23 protein-coding genes are annotated in these 23590 nt (G+C 42.6%); all 23 read right to left on the reverse strand.

Annotated elements, in window-relative coordinates; translation table 11 throughout:
• Positions 1-40: 40 nt before the first annotated feature.
• Positions 41-1612 (reverse strand): DUF342 domain-containing protein, encoded by a 1572-nt coding sequence (locus BIV59_RS14980; RefSeq protein ID WP_170846164.1) that lies wholly within the window; start codon positions 1610-1612, stop codon positions 41-43.
• A gap of 331 nt (positions 1613-1943) precedes the next feature.
• Entirely contained in the window at positions 1944-2732 is a 789-nt protein-coding gene (gene spo0A, locus BIV59_RS14985; protein ID WP_071352253.1) for a sporulation transcription factor Spo0A, read from the reverse strand.
• 517 nt (positions 2733-3249) lie between these two features.
• A complete protein-coding gene (spoIVB, locus tag BIV59_RS14990; protein ID WP_071352254.1) occupies positions 3250-4545 on the reverse strand; it encodes a SpoIVB peptidase in 1296 nt (431 codons plus the stop codon).
• 274 nt (positions 4546-4819) lie between these two features.
• Positions 4820-6535, reverse strand: coding sequence for a DNA repair protein RecN (gene recN, locus BIV59_RS14995; protein WP_071352255.1), 1716 nt, complete (start codon positions 6533-6535; stop codon positions 4820-4822).
• Positions 6536-6559: 24 nt separating this feature from the next.
• Positions 6560-7009: a transcriptional regulator AhrC/ArgR gene (ahrC, locus tag BIV59_RS15000; RefSeq protein WP_071352256.1), complete on the reverse strand. Its 450-nt coding sequence runs from the start codon at positions 7007-7009 to the stop codon at positions 6560-6562.
• A 236-nt stretch (positions 7010-7245) separates the two neighbouring features.
• Positions 7246-8082: a TlyA family RNA methyltransferase gene (locus BIV59_RS15005; RefSeq protein WP_071352257.1), complete on the reverse strand. Its 837-nt coding sequence runs from the start codon at positions 8080-8082 to the stop codon at positions 7246-7248.
• Between the two features lie 4 nt (positions 8083-8086).
• Positions 8087-9976 (reverse strand): 1-deoxy-D-xylulose-5-phosphate synthase, encoded by a 1890-nt coding sequence (gene dxs / locus BIV59_RS15010; RefSeq protein WP_071352258.1) that lies wholly within the window; start codon positions 9974-9976, stop codon positions 8087-8089.
• Positions 9977-10519: 543 nt separating this feature from the next.
• Complete coding sequence (locus BIV59_RS15015; RefSeq protein WP_071352259.1) at positions 10520-11410, reverse strand: polyprenyl synthetase family protein; 891 nt, start codon at positions 11408-11410, stop codon at positions 10520-10522.
• A gap of 1 nt (position 11411) precedes the next feature.
• Positions 11412-11645 (reverse strand): exodeoxyribonuclease VII small subunit, encoded by a 234-nt coding sequence (locus tag BIV59_RS15020; protein ID WP_071352260.1) that lies wholly within the window; start codon positions 11643-11645, stop codon positions 11412-11414.
• Positions 11638-12993, reverse strand: a complete 1356-nt coding sequence (gene xseA / locus BIV59_RS15025; protein ID WP_071352261.1) for an exodeoxyribonuclease VII large subunit — start codon at positions 12991-12993, stop codon at positions 11638-11640. The genes BIV59_RS15020 and xseA overlap by 8 nt, the downstream gene beginning before the upstream one ends.
• Before the next feature lie 351 nt (positions 12994-13344).
• Positions 13345-14205: a bifunctional methylenetetrahydrofolate dehydrogenase/methenyltetrahydrofolate cyclohydrolase FolD gene (gene folD, locus BIV59_RS15030; protein WP_071352262.1), complete on the reverse strand. Its 861-nt coding sequence runs from the start codon at positions 14203-14205 to the stop codon at positions 13345-13347.
• Positions 14206-14363: 158 nt separating this feature from the next.
• The gene (gene nusB / locus BIV59_RS15035) at positions 14364-14753 is read right to left on the reverse strand and encodes a transcription antitermination factor NusB (RefSeq protein WP_071352263.1); all 390 of its coding nucleotides are present in this window, start codon (positions 14751-14753) and stop codon (positions 14364-14366) included.
• A gap of 356 nt (positions 14754-15109) precedes the next feature.
• Complete coding sequence (locus BIV59_RS15040) at positions 15110-15520, reverse strand: Asp23/Gls24 family envelope stress response protein (protein ID WP_071352264.1); 411 nt, start codon at positions 15518-15520, stop codon at positions 15110-15112.
• 26 nt (positions 15521-15546) lie between these two features.
• The gene (gene accC, locus BIV59_RS15045) at positions 15547-16899 is read right to left on the reverse strand and encodes an acetyl-CoA carboxylase biotin carboxylase subunit (RefSeq protein WP_071352265.1); all 1353 of its coding nucleotides are present in this window, start codon (positions 16897-16899) and stop codon (positions 15547-15549) included.
• A 16-nt stretch (positions 16900-16915) separates the two neighbouring features.
• Complete coding sequence (gene accB / locus BIV59_RS15050; protein WP_071352266.1) at positions 16916-17407, reverse strand: acetyl-CoA carboxylase biotin carboxyl carrier protein; 492 nt, start codon at positions 17405-17407, stop codon at positions 16916-16918.
• Positions 17408-18165: 758 nt separating this feature from the next.
• Positions 18166-18738 (reverse strand): SpoIIIAH-like family protein, encoded by a 573-nt coding sequence (locus tag BIV59_RS15060; protein ID WP_071352268.1) that lies wholly within the window; start codon positions 18736-18738, stop codon positions 18166-18168.
• A 14-nt stretch (positions 18739-18752) separates the two neighbouring features.
• The gene (gene spoIIIAG, locus BIV59_RS15065; protein WP_071352269.1) at positions 18753-19406 is read right to left on the reverse strand and encodes a stage III sporulation protein AG; all 654 of its coding nucleotides are present in this window, start codon (positions 19404-19406) and stop codon (positions 18753-18755) included.
• A 1-nt stretch (position 19407) separates the two neighbouring features.
• A complete protein-coding gene (gene spoIIIAF / locus BIV59_RS15070) occupies positions 19408-20028 on the reverse strand; it encodes a stage III sporulation protein AF (protein ID WP_071352270.1) in 621 nt (206 codons plus the stop codon).
• Positions 20029-20043: 15 nt separating this feature from the next.
• The gene (gene spoIIIAE, locus BIV59_RS15075) at positions 20044-21237 is read right to left on the reverse strand and encodes a stage III sporulation protein AE (protein ID WP_071352271.1); all 1194 of its coding nucleotides are present in this window, start codon (positions 21235-21237) and stop codon (positions 20044-20046) included.
• A gap of 26 nt (positions 21238-21263) precedes the next feature.
• Positions 21264-21653 carry a stage III sporulation protein AD gene (gene spoIIIAD, locus BIV59_RS15080; RefSeq protein ID WP_170846165.1) on the reverse strand — a complete coding sequence of 130 codons (390 nt, stop codon included), beginning with the start codon at positions 21651-21653 and terminating at the stop codon, positions 21264-21266.
• A 12-nt stretch (positions 21654-21665) separates the two neighbouring features.
• Positions 21666-21869, reverse strand: a complete 204-nt coding sequence (gene spoIIIAC / locus BIV59_RS15085) for a stage III sporulation protein AC (RefSeq protein WP_071352273.1) — start codon at positions 21867-21869, stop codon at positions 21666-21668.
• 20 nt (positions 21870-21889) lie between these two features.
• Positions 21890-22405, reverse strand: coding sequence for a stage III sporulation protein SpoIIIAB (gene spoIIIAB, locus BIV59_RS15090; protein WP_071352274.1), 516 nt, complete (start codon positions 22403-22405; stop codon positions 21890-21892).
• Positions 22381-23325 (reverse strand): stage III sporulation protein AA, encoded by a 945-nt coding sequence (spoIIIAA, locus tag BIV59_RS15095; protein WP_071352275.1) that lies wholly within the window; start codon positions 23323-23325, stop codon positions 22381-22383. Before spoIIIAA ends, spoIIIAB begins: the two co-directional genes overlap by 25 nt.
• Positions 23326-23590: the final 265 nt, after the last annotated feature.

Below are 23590 nucleotides of genomic sequence, written 5' to 3' on the forward strand. Positions count from 1 at the left end.
GGAGATGAAAAATATGGTCATAACATAATAATTTCTGCAATTATTCAAAATGCATCGAGTTGTCCTGACAGTAAAAAGTTCCCTTTGTGGCTTGATGAATTCTTTTGCTTAAGCTTTTGATCTGAAGTGTCGTATCGGGGAATGCTTTTTCCCCAATCGTGACTTCACCTTCTCCCTTAGCTTCAAGAATTTCCATTAAGGACTTTCTTTGTTTTTCATACTGAAAAATTTCCGCTATCACTTCATCGTATTCTCTTTGCACTTGTTCCCATCTTGAGTCCTTCCCTTCCGCAGACTCATCACCCGCCATGTCCTCAAGCCGTACTTTCAGGCTTTCCGACCGCACCATTTTCTCTTTATAACAATGAAGAAGACTGTTCAGCTCTTCTATAAGTTTACTCCGGTCAAAACCGGTTACCTGAATAATTGTTTTCCGTTCAAGGATATTCCCTATCACTGCTGCTTTAATCTTCCCATACGCCTCAGCTCTCCCGCCGATTAATCTCCCTTTTTTCTCATCTGTGATAATGTTATTTGCCTTCAGGTCGCTGCCAATAGAATAATACCCGATATGTATATTGTCGCCAGCTTCCAAAATGCAATCATTGCTATGTTTCACAAATATGCTGCCGCAGGCTTTGATCTTAGATCTGCTGCCTCCGAAAATACCTCCTTTGATAAACACATCACCATTTCTTGATTCAATTTCATCAATATTATGTACACCCATTTCACTTAAAACAGAAATATCCCTTTCCGCCCTGACAGCAAAGCCAGCCATCACCGTTCCTTTTACCGTCACAGAACCGATGAAGTCAATGTTTCCCGTTTCAGGACCTACATCACCTTCAATGATGAGATGGTTCCCTACTTTGATTTTTCCGCCCTCAAATTCAACGACTCCATCCTTGAGTGCCCGCAGGACGATTTTGTCTCCCTCTTTAAAAGCTCCAACAGTATCTTTATCATACATGCATTTTTTGTTTGCGCCTTTATTGGGATATATGTAGTCACCCAAAATATTTCTTCCAGCCACACCTTCAGTAACCGGAATTTTTTCTCCGAGCCAAGCGCCTGTTTTCACTTCATCAAGAAAACTCATATCATAGTAATTCGCTTTTCCATCTTCTTTTATCGCAGGTTTCCGCACGGACCTTTTAAAATATGTGATGACAGCATCTTTGCCATGAATAGGTTCAAGGCCTTGAGCAATCAAGATATCCTGTTGTGCAAGCAAACCCTTTCTTAGTGTCTCGGCTAACACGCCCTCAACGATACCTTTTTCACGTAGAGCAGCCATTATTTTGGACAAATAGTCTCCGTAATTTTCCGCCAAATCTTTTTCCGTGCAGTTTAAACGAATGGAGGCAGACATTAAATCCGGGGACACGCTCCAATCTATCTCAGGCTTCAGCTCTCCAATTGCAACTTTCTCCCCTTTTCCTTCAGCAGCTGCATCCCTCAATGCTTTAAATTGACTGATAAGGATTCTCGGATGCTTCGTGAGCAGCGGATTCATATCCAGAAGTGAAAAACCCTTTTTTAAGACCGTTATATAAATCACATCATTTTCTTCTTCAATCAGCAAATGTTCATTTTCTTCGATAAGCATAGGAATATATTCCTTTCCGCGGCAAATATTTTCGTCCTTTCTTCCTATAATTATAAAAGAAAATAATTCGTTTACCATATATTTCATTAAAGTACTAAGAATATTTTAAAAAATCTGCACATAACCACTCTATAATCATTGTAAATAGAACGTACGTTGCTATATAATAAAAAAAAGCCTCATCAACTGCGAGGCTCTGCTTCCTGAAAAATATCTGAAAGTAATGGATTGCAGAAAAAAAGGTGATGAAATGAAGCGGGGTAAAAGTAACAAGCCTGAGATCATCATTTTTCCATCTATGTGTTTACACCAGAACATTATCCTAGCCTTTTCAAGAAGCTTTATGTTCCAGACGAAGCTTATCAGCTACCATGGCAATAAATTCTGAATTTGTCGGTTTTGCTTTAGTCATACTGACTGTATAGCCAAACAGCGAAGAAATCGAATCAATGTTCCCTCTGCTCCAAGCAACTTCAATCGCATGGCGGATTGCCCGTTCTACACGGCTCGCTGTGGTATTGTATTTTTTGGCAATATCCGGATAAAGCACTTTTGTTATAGAGCCAAGCAGTTCGATATCATTATAAACCATGGAAATCGCTTCCCTAAGGTATAAATAACCCTTAATATGAGCCGGCACACCAATTTCATGGATAATGCTAGTAATGCTTGCATCAAGATTTCTTGGCTTGGACTCATTTTGGGAACGGTAGCTGAACGATGGCTTCGCGGTCATCTGCACAGAATTCCCGCTCACCTGGCGGATGTGATTCGCAAGATTTTCCATATCAAACGGCTTCAATATAAAGTAAGATGCTCCGAGATCCACTGCTTTTTTCGTGACATCTTCCTGCCCAAATGCAGTAAGCATAATGACATTCGGCATTGAGCCCCGCTTTATTTCACGCAGCTTTTCCAAAACGGCCAGCCCGTCAAGATGCGGCATGATAATATCCAGAATCAAAATATCCGGATCCGTCCCTTCGAGCATTCCAAGACAATCCTGTCCATTATGGGCCACCCCGACAACTTCCATATCTTCCTGAGACGAAATATATTCTTCGAGCAGAGCAACAAGTTCTCTATTATCATCAACTATGCAAACTTGGATTTTTTTCACCTTTGATTTCCTCCTCAACTACAATTGGTCATTTTTTCTATAATATTAAATCTATTGTAATTGAAATTTTCGACAATGGATACTCATTTCCTTTTATTTTTCTAAAAATTATACCTAATCAATATTTTTCTCGTGATATCTCTTATTTTCGACTATATTTGTCAATCCTTATCCCATTTGTCGAATTATCTTTATTTTAACACATTTTTAAAAATCAGGCTTCCGAATTCTTTTTTGTTGAAAGCTGTTTCCGTAAACTTTGAGGCTATGGAACAAGGTGGCTGATTTCTGCTTCAGATGCCCGCTTTCCGCGGGGCAGACGGTGAGCCGGCTGCGCCTGCGGGTTCTCACCTTTTGGAGGAGTCTCGCTCCTTAGGCTCAGTGGACCCAACAAAAACACCTTAAGAGAAGGACCTTTTGGAAAAGGTCTTTTTCCGGAGGAAGCTCCCAGGGACCGCTGACAGCAATATATACAGCAAAAAAAGGAACTGACATTCAGCTCCTTTTTTTCCAGCAGTCAGCTGGCCTTTGGATAGCTCACTGCTTTATCATAGATATTGATACCTGCTTCGTTCAGCATCCATTCGATATGGACTCCATATCCGCTTGTTGGATCATTGACGAACACATGTGTAACGGCACCGATTAGCCTGCCTTTTTGAATGATCGGGCTTCCGCTCATGCCCTGGACAATTCCTCCTGTTTTTTCAAGGAGCTCCTTGTCAGTCACTTTAATAACCATACCCTTTGTTGCCGGAAACTTCTGAGGAATTGTACTCACGATTTCAATATCAAATGCTTCCACTTTAGAACCGTCCACAACCGTCAAAATTTGCGCCGGCCCCTCTTTTACTTCATGTGATAAAGTGATGGGAATCGGTTTATCAGCTATTCCATTGCCCATTGGTTCGTTCAGCGTGCCGAAAATGCCAAAAGGGCTGTTCCTGACTATATTTCCAATGATTTTCCTGTTGGATGAAAAACGGGCTAATTTTTCTCCCGGATCTCCATTGCTGCCTTTTTCTATCGACGTAACTGTCGAACGCACGATTTGCCCATCTTTCACGACAATAGGCTTCTTGGTATCCATATCCGAAATCACATGGCCAAGCGCCCCATATTTTTTTGAATCAGGATGAAAAAAGGTCATGGTGCCAATACCCGCTGCAGAGTCCCTGATATAAAGGCCCAGTTTATAAGAACCCTCATTTTTATCCTTTAAGGGATATAGTGCAGTTTTAATGGTTTTCTTTTCGCGGCTGATGACCAGGTTCAGCGGTTTTCCCTTTTCTCCGGCAGCTTGTACATACGGAGTTACATCAGACATTTTCTTGATGACATGGCCATTAATTTCTGTGATGATGTCTCCAATCTGCACCTTAGCCAGTTCCCCGGGTGATTTTTTCCCTTTAACCGTATCTACCAGATGATGGCCGACAACCAGGACACCAAGCGTATTCAGCTTAACTCCAATGGATTGCCCTCCCGGAATGACTTTGAAATCTTTAATTACTTGAACGTCTACTTTTTTAATCGGAAATCCTGCAAAATCCAATAAAAGTTCATCAGTTCCCGGCCTCTCAGCATTAACATGCAGAGAATCATTTTCTTTTTCAAGGGAAATCCCTTTATCATGAGACGGCACTGCTGCCGTTACAGGCATTGATTTAGGCAAACTATAATGTTCTCCTTCAAAAAGGACAATTTTATTTGGTATCGAAATATACTCTTGAAGCGGCTGGTATAACCCTAATGCTATTAGCGAAACAAGGAGAATTCCACCGATGATTCTGCTGATCCATACAAATTTCAATCTATCCACTCTCCTCGCTTCTGAAACCTTTATGGCTACACCTATAATTTAGCCTTTCCTGCAAGCATTTATAACTTCAGCAAAAAATAAAAGCTATCCGTTTTTGGATAGCTTTTCATGGAATGAAATGTATGAACTCTGTATGGCGGCAAGGCTGGCTGCAAACATGTATAAAGGGCCTTATTATGGTGAAAATGATTCTATAGACAAGCGCGGAACTCCGAACCTGCAAGCCGGATAAGGAAGCCTCAAGAATACCCTGTAAATGACAGCCTTATTGTGCCGTTTTAAGCTTTTCTGCCTGGTGCAGCAGTTCCTGGGCATGCTGTTTTGTAAGATCTGTAATTTCCACACCTGAAATCATTCTTCCGATTTCCTTCACTTTGTCTTCCTTGCATAATGGCTGGACAGAAGTATTAGTGCGTCCTGCTTTAATATTTTTCGCGATGAATAAGTGCGTATCTGCCATTGCTGCTACTTGCGGAAGATGGGAAATGCAGAGGACCTGGGAGTCCACGGCCACTTTATAGATTTTCTCAGCAATGGCCTGTGCCACTCGGCCGCTGACACCTGTATCCACTTCATCAAAGATAATGGAGGTAATTCCCTGGTGTTTGGAAAATATGCTCTTTAAGGCAAGCATGATCCTGGACAGTTCACCGCCGGATGCAATTTTAGAAAGCGGCTTTAAAGGTTCCCCGGGATTTGTTGAAATATAAAATTCCATTACATCCATGCCTTTGACTCCAAAGTCCTGTTCAGCCGGATCATTAACAGAATGTGCCGTTTTATGAAAGTGTGCTTCAAAGACCGTTTTTTCCATATAAAGCTCTTTTAGCTCCTGCTGAATTTTCTTTGTCAGCTGCCTGGAAAACTTTTGTCTCAGCTCAGAGAGATTTTTTCCTTCCAGCCATAAATCCGCTTTAATGGATGATATCTGCTTTTCCAATTTAGCAATATGTGTTTCCCGGTTCTGGAGCGTTTCAATTTCTTCTTCAATTTTCGCTGCGTACTCCAATATATCATCAATTGATTTTCCGTATTTCCTCTTCAGCTGGTTAATTTCATTTAACCGGGTTTCGATGAAATCCAGCCGTTCTGTATCATATTCCAGTGAATCAAGGCTATCCCTGATTTGTGATACGGCATCTTCCAAAATAAAAAAGCTGTTTGAAACAGTTTCAGATGTTTCCTTGACACTGTCATCAAGACTTGCTGCCTCTTCAAGGCCATTCATAGCTACTGACAGCCAATCAAGCCCTCTTTGCTCACCGCTCAAAGCCATATAGCTCGTTTGGAGCGCCTCATGGATTTTTTCAAAGTTATTGATTTTTTTCCGTTCCTCAGCAAGCTCTTCATCTTCCTGAAGCCTGAGTGCTGCATTTTGGATTTCTTCAAATTGAAACTGGATTAAATCAAGGCGGTGCACCATTTGCTGTTCGTTTTGGCTCAGGTTTTTCAATTGCTTGACCGCTGCATCATATTTACGGTAAAGATCATTATATTCTGCAAGGGCCGATGAAATTTTTTCGCCTCCAAACTGATCAAGCAATGGCAAGTGCAGGCGCTCATCCATTAATTCCTGATGCTCATGCTGGCCGTGAATATCAATGAGTGTCCTGCCTATTTCCCTTAAGACGGCAATGGTCACCAATTTCCCATTTACCCGGCAGACGCTTTTGCCGCTTAATGACATATCACGCCTCAAAACGATCATTCCATCGCTGACATCAATGCCAAATTCCGCAGCCTTCGCATATACAGGATGCTTTTCTTCATCCAGTTCAAACAAACCTTCTATCTCCGCCTTGTTTTCTCCGTGGCGGATAAATTCTGCAGATCCCCTGCCTCCAACAAGAAGATGGACTGCATCAATTATAATTGATTTTCCGGCTCCCGTTTCTCCGGTTAAAACAGTCAGGCCCTTTTCAAATGAAATCGACAGAGCCTCTATAATTGCAAAATTCCTTATGGATAATTCAGTTAACAATCCTAGATCACCTCACCTGGTATTTTAGAGCATGTCCAAAAATTTGCTGGAAATCACTTCGGCATCTTCAGGAGTCCTGCATATGATCAAGCACGTATCATCCCCGCAAATCGTTCCCAAAATTTCTTCCCAGTCCAGATTATCCATCAGGGCACCTATTGCCTGGGCATTTCCCGGCAATGTTTTCATTACCAGCAGATTGCCTGCAGAGTCTATCCTTACAAATGCGTCAATCAGCATTCGCCTTAGCTTCTGAAGCGGATTGAATCTCTGGTCTGCAGGAAGGCTGTATTTATATCTTCCATCCATTAAAGGTACCTTTACTAAATGAAGCTCTTTAATATCCCGGGAAACTGTTGCCTGAGTTACATTAAAACCGGCACTCTTCAGTTCATCAACTAACTCATCCTGTGTATCTATATCGTTGTTTGCAATAATTTCTCTAATTTTAATATGTCGCTGACCTTTATTCATCAAAAAGAAGCACCTCACGAGTATTTAGCTTTCCACAAGCGGAAAGCGTAGTTCCTGACATGTCAGACAGGCTTTTCTCCCCTGCTGCCCATGTTCATTTATCTCTATTGTAGCCATATAAAATCAATGTTAGCGGATTTACAGTAAATTGTACATTTATTTCTCGTTTTTTGGGCGCCTGACAAAAAAATCCCAAGACGAGTGCACATCGCCTTGGGATTAGTGCCGAAAGTATTTTATTCCCTGTTCGGATTTTTCAGTTCCTTATGGGCTTCCTCAACAATGGCTTCCACACTCTGATCAAGAAGGATTTCTCCCTTTTGTTTAGAGCCTTCCCAGTGCAAATGAAGCAAGAACTCGATATTGCCGTCTCCGCCAGTAATCGGGGAGAACGAAGCGTTTTTGATGTCATAGCCCTGTTCCTGGGCAAAAGTTATGATTTTGCTCAGGACATCTCTATGGATCTTAGGCTCGCGGACAATACCTTTTTTGCCAACCTGGTCTTTCCCTGCCTCAAACTGCGGTTTCACCAGCGCTACAACATTGCTTCCCGGTACGAGCAATGTTTTCAGCACCGGCAGTATCAGGGTTAAAGAAATAAAGGAAACGTCTATGCTCGCAAAATTCGGCATAGGCCCGTCCAGATCAGCCGGGGTCACGTAACGGAAATTGGTCCTTTCCATTACTTTTACACGCTCATCCTGCCGCAGCTTCCATGCCAGCTGATTATACCCTACATCAAGGGCGTAAGACATTTTTGCTCCGTTTTGCAGGGCGCAATCCGTGAATCCTCCGGTTGATGAGCCAATATCAAGGAGCACTTTCCCCTCAGCAGTCAAATCAAAGTTTTTCAGCGCTTTTTCCAGTTTAAGGCCGCCTCTTGAAACATAGGGCATCACCTTTCCCTTTATGGTCAAAACGATGTCAGACGGTACTTTTTCGCCTGGTTTGTCCAGTCTTTCTTCATTTGCATAAACAAGTCCTGCCATAATGGAACGCTTAGCTTTTTCGCGCGTTTCCGCAAGTCCCTGTTCCACTAGCAGTACATCCAGTCTTTCTTTCTTTGCCTTCATTTACTCAAGCCCTTTTTTGCTTTTTAGGTGTTATCGATTTTAATCTGGCTACAGTATCTTCTGTGGTCATGCCGATTTCTTCAAGGAGGCGTTCAACACTTCCATGCTCAATGAATTGATCAGGAATTCCCATACGGTCGATAATATTCTGGTATCCGTGATCATGCGCAAATTCAAGCACATAGCTTCCGAAACCGCCTTGCAGAACAGCTTCTTCAATAGTAAGAACAGGAAGCTTTGCACTGAATAATTCATGCAGCATTTTTTCATCCAGCGGCTTGATGAATCTTGCATTCACCACTTTAATGGAATACCCTTGCTTCTGAAGAATCTCAGCAGCTTCAAGAGCCATTGGAATCGTGGTTCCAAAAGTCAGAATAACGGCATCAGTGCCTTCTTTTAACACATCCCATGTTCCAATCGGAATTTGCCTCAGATCTTCATCCATCGGCACTCCCCAGCCATTTCCTCTTGGGAAACGCATGGCAATCGGGCCATCATTATACTTTAACGCTGTATTTACCATATGCTGCCCTTCATTTTCATCTTTAGGCATCATCAAGACCATGTTCGGAATATGTCTCATAAAGGCGATATCAAATACGCCCTGGTGGGTTTCCCCATCTGCGCCGACAAGTCCTGCACGGTCAATCCCAATGAATACATTCAAATTTTGGCGGCAAATATCATGTACCACCTGATCATATGCACGCTGAAGGAAAGTTGAATAAATTGCCAAAAACGGCTTCATGTTTTGTGTGGCCATGCCAGCAGCAAATGTAGCCGCATGCTGTTCGGCAATCCCCACATCATACATGCGCTCCGGAAACTCGCTTGCAAATCCTTCAAGCTTTGAACCAACAGGCATAGCAGGGGTAATGGCAACGATTCTTTCATCCTCTCGGGCAAGCCTTCTTACGGTTTCGCTGACAAGGGAGCTCCATGCCGGTGCAGATGCAGGCGTTTTGACAAATGCGCCTGTTTCTACCTTATAAGGGCCTGTGCCATGCCATGTCCCGATTTTATCGGTTTCAGCAGGCGAGTATCCTTTGCCTTTTTTAGTAATCACATGCAGCAAAACAGGACCCTTGGTTTTTTTTGCATATCTGAAGTTTTCAAACAGTTCGTCATAGTTATGTCCGTCAACAGGGCCTAAATAGGTAAAGCCCAGCTCTTCAAAGAAAATGCCGGATACAAGCAGATATTTAAGGCTATCCTTAATTCTTTCAGCTGTTGCAGCTACTTTCCCGCCGACAGCAGGGATTCTTTTTAGCAGGTATTCAAGCTCATCCTTGACCCAATTATATTTGCCCGCAGTCCTGAGCTTTCCGAGAACGGTGTGCAATGCTCCGACATTCGGGGCTATCGACATTTCATTATCATTAAGGATGACAATCATATCTGTTTTTGCTGAACCGATATGATTCAGAGCTTCGAGAGCCATTCCGCCAGTCAGTGCACCGTCGCCTATTACGGGAAGAACATAGTTATTTTCCTTTTTCAGATCACGGGCCGCAGCCATTCCCATTGCTCCTGAAAGGGAAGTGGAGCTGTGTCCTGTTTCCCAGACATCATGCTCGCTTTCCGCCATTTTCGGGAATCCGCATAGACCTTTAAATTTTTTCAGCGTATCGAATTCCCCGGCACGGCCCGTCAGGATTTTATGAACATACGATTGATGGCCGACGTCCCAAAGAATTTTGTCTTTTGGGCTGTTAAATTCCTTATGAAGGGCTATTGTCAGCTCAACCACTCCAAGATTAGGGCCGATATGACCGCCGGTGATGGATAATTTTTCTACTAAAAACTTCCTTACATCTGCACTCAGGGCTTCTAATTCTTCATTATTCATTTTTTTCAAAAATGAAGGGTCTTTTATAGACTGAAGATCCAAATTGGATCACTCACTTTCCTAATTTCCTAGTTGTAAAAGCATAATAGCCGCACAGCCATGTTATTGCGACTGGTTGCTTTTGCTAGAAAAAGTCATTTTATTTTTCTTGAGAACAGCCGCCAGGTTAACAGAGGCGGTGCGGCTAAAAACTATGGCCCTTCTTTCACGGGCAAAATCTGCTCTTACTAACATTCATTTATATGGCAATATACTTGCCTGTTCATGCTCCAGGGTCCGGACGGTATTGTAAAAAACCGCCGACACCTGGGTGAATCAGCGGCTTAAACATATATGCACCGGCCCTTCCGCTTCAATAAGGCAAACTGCAGCCAGAACAGGCTTAGCATTTTCAACATAAGAGATCTATTGCTGAGGATTTTTTCATTGCACCGCAGCAGTGTTATTGACCGTCATTCCATTTTCCCAGCAAGTTGAGGGTATAAGAATGCCGGACTTCATTATACGACAATTTTCTGCTTGAAATCGCAAGTAGAGTATACCATATTAACGATTTCTTAACAAATTCATTCAATGACAACAATATTAATGGTCCCGGTTTCCGATCATATCAGTAATGTCGTGAAGCAAACCGGATTCAAAACCCGCATTCCGAAGTTCTTCATGTGCTGCACCAATATGTTCATAAAGCTTTTTCTTCGCTCCCTGTAAGGTCAAAAGTGATGGATAGGTGCTTTTATGGTTATCCAAATCGCTTCCGACCGGTTTTCCGATTTTCTCTTCTGAGCCTTCAATATCAAGAATATCATCCTGAATTTGGAAGGCAAGGCCGAGATGGAAGGAAAAACGTTCAAGATGCTTTCTTTCGGTTTCTCCTGCACCTGATAAAACTGCACCGGCAAGTACACTGTATGCTAATATTTTACCTGTTTTATGTTCATGAATATACTCCAGCTCAGTTAGGCTAAGCTCTTTATTTTCACCTTCAAGGTCAGCTATTTGTCCTCCGACCATGCCTTCTGCACCTGAAGCCTTGCTCATTTGTGATATAAGCTCAAGTTTCATCTCTGGTGTAACACTTGGATGATCATCTTCAGCAATCAGCTGGAAACTGAGACTCAGCAAGGCATCGCCCGCAAGGATGGCATTTGCTTCCCCATAAACCTTGTGATTGGTTGGCTTCCCTCTTCTTAAATCATCGTCATCCATGCTGGGCAGATCATCATGTATCAATGAATAGGTGTGAATCATTTCAATTGCGCATGCTGCAGGAATTCCGGCATCCGGATCCTTGCCGAAGGAAGACAAAACGGCGTAGATCAGCAATGGGCGGATTCTTTTGCCGCCGGCGTTCAAGGAATATGCCATGGCTTCCTTTAAAACAGCAGGCGAATGAAGCCTGCTTACATATTCGATAAGCTGTTTTTCAGTGATGTCTTTATACTGCTTAGAAAATTCCTGGAATGTACTCAATATTTTACTCCTCCTCTTGAACTGAGAAGCCTGCTAGCTCTCCGTCCTCCTGAAGGATCTGGGCCATCTGATCTTCCACCGCTTTCAGCTTTTGATGGCATAGTCTCGAAAGGTCCATGCCTTTTTTATAAATGGAAATGGCCTGTTCCAGCGGCACATCTCCTTCTTCAAGCTGTTCGACAATTTCTTCAAGATTATCCATTGCTTCTTCAAAGCTCATTTCTTTCTTTTCACTCATCGCCGTTTCTCTCCTTTATTTCTTTTATTTCGCATTCTAGCGTTCCATCTTTAATCTGCACTTCAATCAGTTCGCCTTTTTTTACCTGCGCCGTGCTTTTAACCAGGGTTTCTTTATTGTCAAAAACGAGACCATATCCTCTCTCCATAATTTTCAGAGGACTTAGAGCCGACAAGGTAGCCGTCATTCGGATAAAGTTTTGGGTACTTTCCCTGAGAACTCCTTCCATCCGGCGGTTAAGATCTTTTAGCCGCTGTTCCAGCTTTCCTCTCATTTCAGTAAGCTGCTGTTCTGGATGCTGTTTTTTGAGAACTGCATGAATGTTATTGAGCTGCTCGCTTTTTTTGACAAAATATCTGCTGCTCCCCCGCTGCAGCCGCTCTGTTGCCCGATCAAGCTGTTCTGTTTTTTGCTCATACATTTTTCTTGGATAGCGGAATGCATATGATTTTTCAAGGCGTGCCAATTTGCTGTTTTCAAGGTTCATTCTTTCATGGATAAAGCGTGTAAGCCGTATTTTCCGGTTCATTATTTTCTCAAGGATTTCATTATAATGAGGCACAGCAAGCTCGGCCGCTCCCGTCGGTGTCGGGGCCCTGAGATCCGCGGCAAAATCTGCGATTGTAAAATCCGTTTCATGTCCTACTGCAGAAATGATGGGAATATCAGAATCATAAATGGACTGTGCCACTACTTCCTCATTAAATGCCCATAATTCCTCAATAGATCCCCCGCCCCTTCCTGCAATCAGGACATCCGCCTCTGCTCTTGCATTGGCGATCGTAATGGCCTTGGCAATGGAGGCTGCAGCATTGGCCCCCTGAACAAGGGCAGGATAAATGATCACTTTTGCAATGGGATATCTTCTTTTGATTGTTGTCAGAATATCGCGCAATGCAGCTCCCGTCGGCGAAGTGATCACCCCGACCGTGACAGGATACCTGGGAATGGCTTTTTTATGGCTCTGTAAAAACAGCCCTTCATTTTCAAGCTTTTTCTTTAGCTGTTCATATGCCAAATAAAGGTCTCCGACTCCATCCGGAGACATCGATTTCACATATATCTGATACTGGCCGCTTTGTTCGTATACAGAAACATCTCCCCTTGCCAGCACCTTCATTCCATTTTCCGGCTGAAATTTAAGATGCGAGCTGTTCGCAGAAAACATAACAGCCAAAAGCCGCGCTTTTTCATCCTTTAATGTAAAGTACATATGGCCGCTTGAATGGCGCTTAAAGTTCGAGATTTCTCCTTTTATGTAAACGTTCTGAAGATGCGGGTCAGCATCGAATTTTCGCCTGATATATTTCGTCAATGCCCACACACTTAAGTATTTTTCATTTTCCATCGTTTCTCTCCTTCAAAGCTCGCTATCTTGATGAAGCAGACACTGGAGTCAGACACCATTATATATGTATTAAAGAAAAATTCCTATCCTAAATGGAAGCATACAAAAAAAACTGCCCTCTATTTATTATAAAACAATAGGGCAGCTTCTTCTAAGGAATTGGACAGTAATATGTGTTTTTTCGATACATTTTGCATGTACGTGAGAGTAAACTGCCTCTTTTTATTGTGCTGTTTTCTTAAGCTTTGCTGCTATGGAACAAGATAACTGATTTTCTCGCTCGAATCAGCATGGTTTAATAAAACACAGTACGTATTAAAAAACAGGAGCTTCTAAGAAAAGAGCCTTTTATTAAAGTGACACATTATGGATTTTCATTGCAGCTTTCACTGTATTTTTGAGCAGCATGGCAATTGTCATAGGCCCGACGCCCTTCGGAACAGGTGTAATATAAGAGGCTTTGCGGCTGACCTCTTCGAAGGAAACATCTCCGCACAGCTTGCCCTCATCATTTCTATTCATGCCGACATCAATGACAACAGCGCCTTCTTTGACATGATCAGCGGTAATGGTATCCCTGATGCCGACTGCTGCAACCAGTATATCCGCCTGCCTTGTATAAAAAGGAAGATTTTTAGTTTTGGAGTGGCAATATGTAACAGTAGCATTTTTATTGAGGAAAAGCTGTCCAGCCGGTTTGCCGACAATATTGCTGCGGCCGACGATCACCGCATGTTTGCCTTCGATTTCATAGCCAATATGCTCAAGCATGACCATTATTCCATGCGGGGTGCATGGCAGAAAAGCATCTTGTCCTGTCATCATCCTGCCAATATTGATAGGGTGAAATCCGTCTGCATCTTTTTCAGGAGAAATGGTTTCAATGATTTCTTTTTCCCGGATATGCGGCGGCAGCGGCAGCTGAACCAAAATCCCGTGGATGCTGCTGTCTTCGTTTAATTCTTGTATTTTCCCGGAAAGTTCCGCCTGTGTAAGTTTATCAGGGAGTTCAATCAGAACAGAATGGATTCCCAGCTCCTGGCACGCTTTTTGCTTGTTTTTAACATATGTTCTTGAGGCTTGATTATCTCCTACCAAAATAACGGCCAGGCCAGGAATGATTCCTTTTTCACGAAGCTGTTCTACTTCCTCGCTAATACCGTTTCGCACAGATTGAGCAATTTCTTTTCCATTAATTAATTGAGCTGTCATGTCAGATCATCCTTCCAGTCGGTATTTACTGCAAAGAAACCGAATGATCCAAAAAGAAATCAGGCTGCCTTTCCAAACCGAAGGCAAGGCAAGGCAAGGCCCTGGCAGTTTCACTGTCTGACAAGCACTGCCAAAGCTATAAGAGATAGCCCTGATTTCTATTCCAGCTTATCTTTCACTTTGGAAAGAACCGCATTGATAAAACGGCCGGATTGGTCATCACCGAATTTCTTTGCAATTTCAATAGCTTCATCCATTGCTACATTAACTGGGACATCATCACTGTACACCATTTCATAAACAGCAATGCGCAGCAGATTGCGGTCGATGTTGGCCAGTCTTTCGATGGTCCAGTTTTCAAGGTTTTCACTCAGGATTTCATCAATTTTTTCTTTGTTTTCAACAGTACCCTTCACTAAGGCTTCGAAATACTTATCTGTTTTGCTGCCATCTAAAACACTTTCCATGGCATCCCCAATTTCAGATTTGCTGATTTCAATTTGGTAAACTGCCTGCAGTGCTTTTTCACGGGCTAATCTTCTTTTCATGGTTTTGCTCCTTTAATATCTACTATTATATATGAAAATCATCAAAAAGACGAACATTTATTAAATATTTACCCACAACATTAAGATTTAATGATAGTCCGTCTTTCATCCAACCGAAAAATGGAGGAATTATCATTCTCCAGTAAATAAATCACTATTTTACACTGTAACAGAAATCGCGCTTCAGAGAAACCTTTAAACAAGAATTTCTTTTTATCTACCTATTTGTATGCCTAAATATAAAGCCATTTAAACAGCATAGAGAAGGATCATAGAAAAGAATTTTCATCAGAATGCCGCAAACCGGCACACTTCCAAACAAAAACCCGGCAATGGCCGGGTTTTCGTTTTAATCATTACATTTCCTGCTCATATTCTGCTTCAGGTTTGGCATTATCGAATTGAATGCCCACAACATGTATGTTGATTTCATCCGCATCCAATGCCGTCATATTCAGCAGCGCTTCCCTGATATTATCCTGTACTTCCTGAGCTACCTTTGGAATGGAAACTCCAAATTTCATCACACAGTATAAATCAAGCTTGATGCCTTCGCCGGCTATGTCCACCTTTACGCCTTTTCCGTGGTTCTTCTTGCCAAGTTTTTCGACAACGCCTGATGCAAAGTTTCCGCGCATAGACGCGACTCCCTCTACTTCTCCAGCCGCTATCCCTGCAATAACCTCAATAACGTCAGGGGCAATCTCCACTTTTCCAAGTCCGTTGCTGTGTTCATTCATTTCAAGCATTTGAATTTCTTCGCTCATTCAACAGGCCTCCCATCTAGTTTTCATTATGAATCCATTACATCATATAATTCAAGAAATTTAGTATTAAATTCTCCGGACACAAATTGCTCATGGCTGAGAAGTTTAATATGGAAAGGAATCGTTGTATGAATACCTTCAACCGCGAACTCGCTCAGGGCACGCTTCATCTTTTCAATTGCTTCTTCCCTTGTCGGCGCGTGCACAATCAGTTTCGCAATCATTGAATCATAATAAGGCGGTATGGAATATCCTGGATATGCCGCTGAATCGACGCGTACGCCGTAGCCGCCTGGAGGCAGATACATTTGGATCTTCCCTGCTGAAGGCATGAAATTCTTCTCAGGATTTTCAGCATTGATCCTGCATTCTATAGCCCATCCATTAAAGGTTACGTCTTCTTGTGAAAGCGAAAGCTTCTGTCCGGATGCAACACGGATTTGTTCTTTTATCAGGTCAACCCCTGTCACCATTTCCGTAACAGGATGCTCTACCTGAATTCTTGTATTCATCTCCATGAAGTAAAAAGAACGGTTTTTATAGTCATAGATGAATTCAACTGTGCCCGCACCTGTATAATCAACCGCAAGGGCCGCTTTCACAGCTGCCTCGCCCATTTCCTTTCGGATTTCGCTGTCAAGTGCAGGTGAAGGTGTTTCTTCAAGCAGCTTTTGAAGCCTTCTCTGGATCGAGCAATCCCTCTCTCCAAGATGAATCGCATTGCCGAAAGAATCTGCCATTACCTGGATCTCGACATGACGGAAATCTTCAATATATTTTTCAATATACACACCAGGATTGCCGAAAGCAGTCGCAGCTTCCTGCTGGGTAATATTAATGCCATTCACCAGCTCTTCTTCGCTGCGTGCAACCCGGATGCCTTTTCCGCCTCCGCCTGCAGTCGCTTTTATGATTACCGGGTAACCCATTTTTTCTGCCAATTCAATAGCCTGGCCTGTATTTTCAATGATTCCGCGGGATCCCGGCACAATCGGTACTCCTGCTTCACGCATTGTCTCTCTTGCTACATCCTTTGTACCCATCTTGGAGATGGCTTCAGGGCTTGGGCCGATGAATATCAGGCTGCATTCCCTGCATAGATCTGCGAAATTTGCATTTTCAGACAAAAACCCATACCCAGGATGGATGGCATCAGAGCCAGTCAGCTTTGCTGCGCTGATGATATTCGTTGTATTCAAATAGCTGTCCTTAGAAGCAGTGGGACCAATGCAATAAGCTTCATCAGCCAATTGAACGTGAAGAGCTTCTTTGTCAGCCTCGGAATATACGGCAACTGTTTCGATGCCCATTTCTTTGCATGCACGTATGACGCGGACGGCAATTTCCCCCCGGTTTGCAATCAGTACCTTTTTAATCATGTGAAACAGCTCCTCATTAAGGCTTTACTAAAAATAATGGCTGGCCATACTCTACAAGCTGGCCATCCTTCACTAGAATTTCAACAATTTCTCCGTCTACTTCTGCTTCAATCTCGTTAAATAGTTTCATTGCTTCTACGATGCAGACAATAGAATCCTTTTTGACTTTAGAGCCTGTTTGCACGTATGCGCCTTTATCCGGAGATGGAGAAGCATAAAACGTGCCAACCATTGGCGAAGTAACTTTATGTAGGTTTTCCTGGCTGGCCGGCTGGCTCTCTGAGACCTGCGGTGCAGCACTTTCACTAGGAGCTTCAATAGCCGGCTTAGCCGCTTGCATAGCTGCTGGAGCTGGCTGTGCAGGAGCCTGATATACAACAGAAACAGGCTGCTCCTGATTTGTTTTCTTTAATTTAACTTTAATTCCTTCTTGTTCATAAACAAATTCATTTATGCTTGATTGATCTACTAATTTGATTAGCTCTCTAAGTTCCTGTACCTTTAACATCCTGGCACCCCTTGTCTTGTTTAGTTAAGCCCAAAGTTTTTTTGGGAGAGTCACAAAATTTGCATTCAGCAAAGTCTCTTACAGCTATGATCACCATCCGGGCCTGCCCGGCAGTTTCACATCCATTATAACAGAGATTATGCTGCTGAATCATATAAATTGATAGATCCATCAGGCGTTCTCTCAAGTCTGATGGCTAGCCGAACTTATCTGGTTTTGACGGGGAATTCCTCCCGCTTAGATTACTTCAATGTTCCGCATTACATTCATTTAAGGAAAACATGCATATATTTTATGACCAGATGCTAACATCATACGATAATATCTTACCATATTTCAATGATCAGTTCCTCCTTAAGATATTTACAGCAGGGAATCATTGTGAATCCTCTGGATTATGCGCCTGATTCATGAACTCTCTGATTATACTGCCGGCAATGCTGAGTGAAATGCCCGTTCCGCCCTTCACTATTTTACAGCTAAAAAAAAATTTTGTGAATCCCTATCGAAAAGTGCTATTTATTTAACTTTAAGGCTGTTTTCGTAAACTATGTTGCTATGGAACAAAGGGATTGACTCTCGCACATTACGCTCCAATCAAACTGACTTAACAATGAAATTACCTCACAGAGCCTATTTAATAAAACAACAATCTTTAAAAAAAGAGCCACCATTAAAAATGGAACAAGCGGGTAAGATTAGCTGATAAAACACAAAAAAGCATGCTCGCTGCATGCCTTTGTGTTCAAGTGCCTGAATTATTTCTTTGGCTGAAACTCTACGGCTACGTTTTGTGCGTCACCCACTTCTTTCTCGACTGTACGGATGATTTCATTGGCTTCTTTTTGGCTTAGCTTGTCAGCTTTAACGGTCACATTCACATCTTTGCCATCAATTCTGACAAGTGCATCATCATAATTCATTGTACCGGAAATAAGTTTCTCAAGGATTCCTTCTTTTACTTTTTCATCTCCGATTTCTTTATTTGCTTCATATGCTTTGTTTCTTTCTTCAGCAGATAATTCTGTATTGCCCATGATTGTTGTATTTTGATCTCTCAGCTGGGAGCGCTCATCTTCCATTTCCATTCTCATCGCTTCAAAATCATCATCGCCAGAGGCAATTGATACAGCAGCTGAACCGGATTTTGTGCTCTTTTTAGCCACAGGTGCTTTTGCCTTGTCTTTTTCAACAGTCTGTTTGTCCCCTTTTTGCTCGACAGCTGCCATATCGGATTGTGTTTTCCCAGGAGAAGTCAGATAATACACCGATAAAACCACCACAAGACTTAACATCGTTAACAGCCACACCGTTTGTTTTTTTAGCAACATGATTATATTCCTCCTTATTTTTTAGGCATTACTGAAACTCGATAGCTCGGAACGTCCAGGGAGCGGGTAACAGCTTCAATGATCCATTTTTTCACCTGCATGTTTTCTGCACCCTTTGCAACCACAAGGACTCCAGAGATTTTTGGCTTTTGTGTTTCAGAAACAATGGGGCCTTCTTTTTCCCCGCCTTTTATAATCACAAGCTGATCATCCACTGATGTGTCTTCAACTGTCCGTTTTCCGCCTTCTTTATCTGTTTCATCTGTCACCTGCTTCTGGGTCGTCTTATTTCTTTCAAACACTTTTCTTTCCGAGGAATCAGCATAGACAATCACTTTTACATCCTCAACGCCAGCAATGGATTCAAGTGCATCCTTTAATTCATTTTGGAGATTTTTTTCATAATCCTTCGTTGTTTTAGTGCCGCTGTCATCTTTCCTTCCGAAGGCAGCAACGTCCGTTTTTTCAGACTGGTTACTAAAAACAGCTGTGCTTGCACTGTCTCCTGACTGTTTTTGAGACATTAAGTTTGAAATCATCATGATGCCGGCTCCGAACAGGATGACAATAAGGACATACACATACATTTGCGGTTTTTTTCCGTTCTTATCTCCATCCTTTCTCACTAATTTACTCAGCCAGTAAAGTGGGCCTTTATCATCCTTCAATTTATAAGTCCCCCCTTTCCCCTGTAATTTCAATGACCTTTTTGTCTACAGACCACTGGGATGACAGGAACTTCTTGATTTTTTCCAAATCAGCTGTTTTTGCAGGAAGACTTTTTTCCGTATTAATTTCCACTTTCGCTACGGCTTCGATTGATTTGCTTTTGCTGCTGGCTGAAGCTTTACTCAATGACAGCGTAATTTTCTGAAGGTCTTCAGGTATTTTAGGCTGTTCCTCATTTTTCACTTTGATATCAATGTAAGCAATCTCCATTTTATATTTTTTCATCAGCTCCTCTTTTGCTTTCGCCTTCAATTGGACAGCCGTTTGTTGTAAAATATATGCATTCTGTTCAGCTTGTATTTCTTTTTTCTTCATTTCCGTTAAATTTTTTAATTTTTTTTCATCTCCATGTGTAAAGGACGCCGTAGCTTTTGATATCAATGTATTCAAGTCAGTGTGAAAGAGATTAAGGATCGGAGCAAGGATGACTGCGATCAGCAAAAGACCGATGACCATTTTGGCATATTTCTGCATGGATGAATTAGGAAGAAGCATATCTATGACCGTCGCCAGCAAAACAAACAAGATTATATTGGTTACCCATCCTGTTAAAAAGCTCATCCGTTTTTCTCCTCCCTACCTGACCATCAGGGTGATGTTACCTGCGGCGATAATGACTGTAATGCTTAAAAAAAACATCAGCGATACAAGAGCAAGCGCAGCAAAAATGTAAATCATGCTTTTAGATATTATGTCCAGGCATGATATCACCGGACCCCCGCCAAGCGGCTGTAGAAGACTTGCCGCCAGCTTATAGATAAAGGATATTGTCAGTATTTTCAAGGCTGGAAAAGCCGTAATCAGCAAGAGTATGATGACCCCTGATACTCCGACAGTGTTTTTCAGCAGTACAGATGCATTTATGACAGTATCCGTGGCATCGGTAAACATTCTTCCTATTACTGGAATAAAGTTGCCTGTAACAAATTTTGCCGTCCGGATCGTGATGCCGTCTGCAACCGCCGATGATGCTCCCTGGACAGATATGACCCCGAGAAAAACAGTCATGAATGCACCCAAAATGGCAATGGCCCAATTTCTCAGAAGCTGGGCGAGCTGGGTGACTTTGTAGTGCTCCGTGAGTGTGCTCACGATGCTTAAGATTGCAGCTAAAAACAGAAGAGGAAGAACGATATACTGGATCAATATTCCGCTTGTATTCATTAAAAATAGTAAAACCGGATGAAAGAAGGCGGCTGAAACGAGCCCTCCCGATGTTGCTATCAATGCAAGAAGCAGGGGAATCAGCGCCATTAGGAACGAGGTCATGGCTGATATGGTGTCCTGGACATATTGTATTGCCACATGAAAGCTGTTAAGAGCCAGAATGATCAAAACCATAAAAACAATCGAATACGCCACTTTACTGATTGAGCTCTTTTCAAAGGCGTTTTGCAGTGACTGCAGAAACATGCTGAAAACCGTCAATAAAATCAGTGAGCCCAGCAGTTTTCCGTTTACAAGCAATTCATGAAAGATAAACGCCGCGAAGCCTTTGGCCCATTCTGATAAGGAAAAGTGCTTGTCCCCGCTTACAAAATCCATGAAGCTGCCTTTTTGGCTTTCCGGCAAAAAGCCGCCATATTGTGTAATGATGTCATCCCAATACTTCTTCAGATCATCCACTCCGATTCGGTCGAGCTGAGCTTGTACCATGTCCTGGGATATGACAGGCTCTGCCTGTTCATTTCCGGAAGCCCGGGCATCATCAGGCTGCAAAAAAAGAAACAATAAAAGAAAGAATGGTATATAGCGGATCATTTGCTTCATATCCTCACCTCATCCCGCCTGGCCTGCTAGCTTGGCAGCAGCTTAATGATGGTTTCAATGATGACTGTCAATATTGGTATAGCCATTGCTAAAATTAGAATTTTTCCGCTAAGTTCAATTTTTGAAGCAAGGGAACCTTGTCCCGCATCTTTTGTGATTTGTGACGCAAATTCTGCTATATAAGCTATGCCGATAATTTTCAGGATGGTTTCCAGGTAAATCATATTCACATGGGCATTGACAGCAATTTTTTCAAGCATGGTTATAATTTCATATATTTTATCAGCTAAAAACAAAAAGATGGCACACCCTGTAAATACAACAAGAAGGAAAGCGAAATTGGGCTTTTGCTCTTTAATAATCAATGCCAGGAAAGTAGCCACAAGGGCAATTCCGACAATTTTCAGGATTTCAATGGCTGATCACCCCTATTGAAAGAGAAAGACTGATTTGATTTTTTGGAAAAGGCCCTCAATTATCGTCGCCACCATAAATAAAATGTATATGAAGCCAAACAGTGTCACCCATTGGGCATATTCCTTTTTCCCGACCTGGTCGAGGATGGTATGCAAAAATGCTACTACAATTCCAACTCCGGCAATTTTAAAGATGATATCCACATCAATGCCCATTTAAAATTCCTCCTGTATGCCTACAAAAGCATGATTATTAGCAAAAGACCGGTTAAAAATCCGAGGCTTTTCATCATTTTTTCATATTTCCCCTGTTTCTCGGCCGCATCGCGTTCTTCCCGGTCCAAGTGCGCCATGGCAAGCTTTATCTGTTTTTGCTGCTGCTCTCTGTCATGGCGGCCAAGCGTTCCTCCAAATTGAGATAAAATTTCAAACTCCCCCTGTTTAAGTGAAAGAGATTTCCATGCTTCACGAAGGCATTCATCCCAGGCAAGCTTCACGGTAGTTTCACCTGCAGCAAGCCGTTTCGAAAACGCTTCAAAAAAACCGGAAAAAGGCGAGCCGATCTGCTTTGACAGCCTAATCGATGCTTCACTTAGAGGAGTATGGCTATACATAATTTCAGCTTCAAGAGACTGCAGGGCCATCTTAATCTGTCTAAGCTGCTTGGTCCTCTGGCTGAAATGCCTGGCTGCTTCGAATCCAGCCCACGTGGTAGCCAATAGAATGATTACAGCTCCGATGATCTTAAGCATGCCATCACACTCTTTCCTGAATGAATCATGTTTCCTGATGAGTCGAGAACCTGACAGAATCTTTCCCCGTCCTGTATGCTCAGCAGAATATATCTTGAGAAAATATCCTGTTCAAGAATCTTTCCTATATGAGGGCGTCTTTTGACCTCTGCAAGTGAGCGTCCATGAGTCGTTATCATTAATTTAATGCCTGCATTTACAGCCTCCAATACAGCGGATGTGTCTTCCGCACGGCCAATTTCGTCTGCCACCAGCACATCAGGCGACATGGAGCGGATCAGCATCATCATTCCCTCTGCTTTTGGGCAGCTGTCCAGTATATCGACCCTAGGCCCGAATTGCAGCTGCGGCACACCATTAACACAGCCTGCAATTTCCGAACGTTCATCCACAATCCCGACTTTATGCGGCAATAAGCTATCCTTAGCGCTGCCTGATGAAATCATGCGGGCAATATCTCTTAATAACGTCGTTTTTCCAGTTTGCGGAGCTCCTATAATCATCGTGTGATGCCATTCCCTGTCATAAAGAAATGGCAGGAGTTTATCGGCTGATCCGATTTTTTGTTTGGCTATCCGAATATTGAAGGATGCAACCTCCCTTATTGCTTTTACCATGCCGTTTTCCAATATCACCTTTCCGGCAAGCCCTACCCTGTGGCCGCCTGCAATTGTTACATATCCCCGCTTCAGCTCTTCTTCCAGGGTGTACATGGAAAAACGGCTCAAATGGCCAAGCAATTGTTCAGCATCTGCAGCCGACACCAGATAAGGCAGAAAAGTCGGCCTTCCTCCAATAATGACTTCCAGCGGACGGCCAACCCGTATCCGCAGCTCCTCTGCTCGTTGTGCTTCATGTGCCGGGATTTTTTCAAATTCAGTACTGATACTTTTTGGCAGAACTGCAAGAATCGTCTCCATTTCACGGAACCTCCTGTAAGGCCTCAATCATTTATTAAAATGTATGCCTGTACAAAAACTTTATGCACAAAAAAGCGCAAGCGCCTGGTCAGCTTGCGAAGCAAATAGGGCATAGACCTTGGAAGGCGCTCTTTGCCTTCTGAGGTCTATGCATCTTTTGCACAGCAAGCTAGGCGCTGAAGCTGGATTACATAAGAAAATGCTGAAGCGCCTTGTGAGAAGGATCAAAGACTAACAACGCCACGTCCTGCGGCAACGTCTTTGT

It is taken from the genome of Bacillus sp. MUM 13, assembly GCF_001866725.1.
Taxonomy (GTDB): Bacteria; Bacillota; Bacilli; order Bacillales; family DSM-1321; genus Peribacillus.

Coding starts and splice junctions, on each gene's coding strand:
- spoIIIAB (WP_071352274.1), bottom strand. CDS start 22,405: ATGCTTAAGATCATCGGAGCTGTAATCATTCTATTGGCTACCACGTGG.
- spoIIIAA (WP_071352275.1), bottom strand. CDS start 23,325: ATGGAGACGATTCTTGCAGTTCTGCCAAAAAGTATCAGTACTGAATTT.
- folD (WP_071352262.1), bottom strand. CDS start 14,205: ATGACAGCTCAATTAATTAATGGAAAAGAAATTGCTCAATCTGTGCGA.
- nusB (WP_071352263.1), bottom strand. CDS start 14,753: ATGAAAAGAAGATTAGCCCGTGAAAAAGCACTGCAGGCAGTTTACCAA.
- accC (WP_071352265.1), bottom strand. CDS start 16,899: ATGATTAAAAAGGTACTGATTGCAAACCGGGGGGAAATTGCCGTCCGC.
- spoIIIAC (WP_071352273.1), bottom strand. CDS start 21,869: ATGGGCATTGATGTGGATATCATCTTTAAAATTGCCGGAGTTGGAATT.
- BIV59_RS15020 (WP_071352260.1), bottom strand. CDS start 11,645: ATGAGTGAAAAGAAAGAAATGAGCTTTGAAGAAGCAATGGATAATCTT.
- BIV59_RS15040 (WP_071352264.1), bottom strand. CDS start 15,520: ATGAGCGAAGAAATTCAAATGCTTGAAATGAATGAACACAGCAACGGA.
- spoIIIAF (WP_071352270.1), bottom strand. CDS start 20,028: ATGAGCTTTTTAACAGGATGGGTAACCAATATAATCTTGTTTGTTTTG.
- xseA (WP_071352261.1), bottom strand. CDS start 12,993: ATGGAAAATGAAAAATACTTAAGTGTGTGGGCATTGACGAAATATATC.
- BIV59_RS14980 (WP_170846164.1), bottom strand. CDS start 1,612: ATGCTTATCGAAGAAAATGAACATTTGCTGATTGAAGAAGAAAATGAT.
- ahrC (WP_071352256.1), bottom strand. CDS start 7,009: ATGAATAAAGGTCAGCGACATATTAAAATTAGAGAAATTATTGCAAAC.
- BIV59_RS15005 (WP_071352257.1), bottom strand. CDS start 8,082: ATGAAGGCAAAGAAAGAAAGACTGGATGTACTGCTAGTGGAACAGGGA.
- spoIIIAE (WP_071352271.1), bottom strand. CDS start 21,237: ATGAAGCAAATGATCCGCTATATACCATTCTTTCTTTTATTGTTTCTT.
- BIV59_RS15060 (WP_071352268.1), bottom strand. CDS start 18,738: ATGTTGCTAAAAAAACAAACGGTGTGGCTGTTAACGATGTTAAGTCTT.
- accB (WP_071352266.1), bottom strand. CDS start 17,407: ATGTTAAAGGTACAGGAACTTAGAGAGCTAATCAAATTAGTAGATCAA.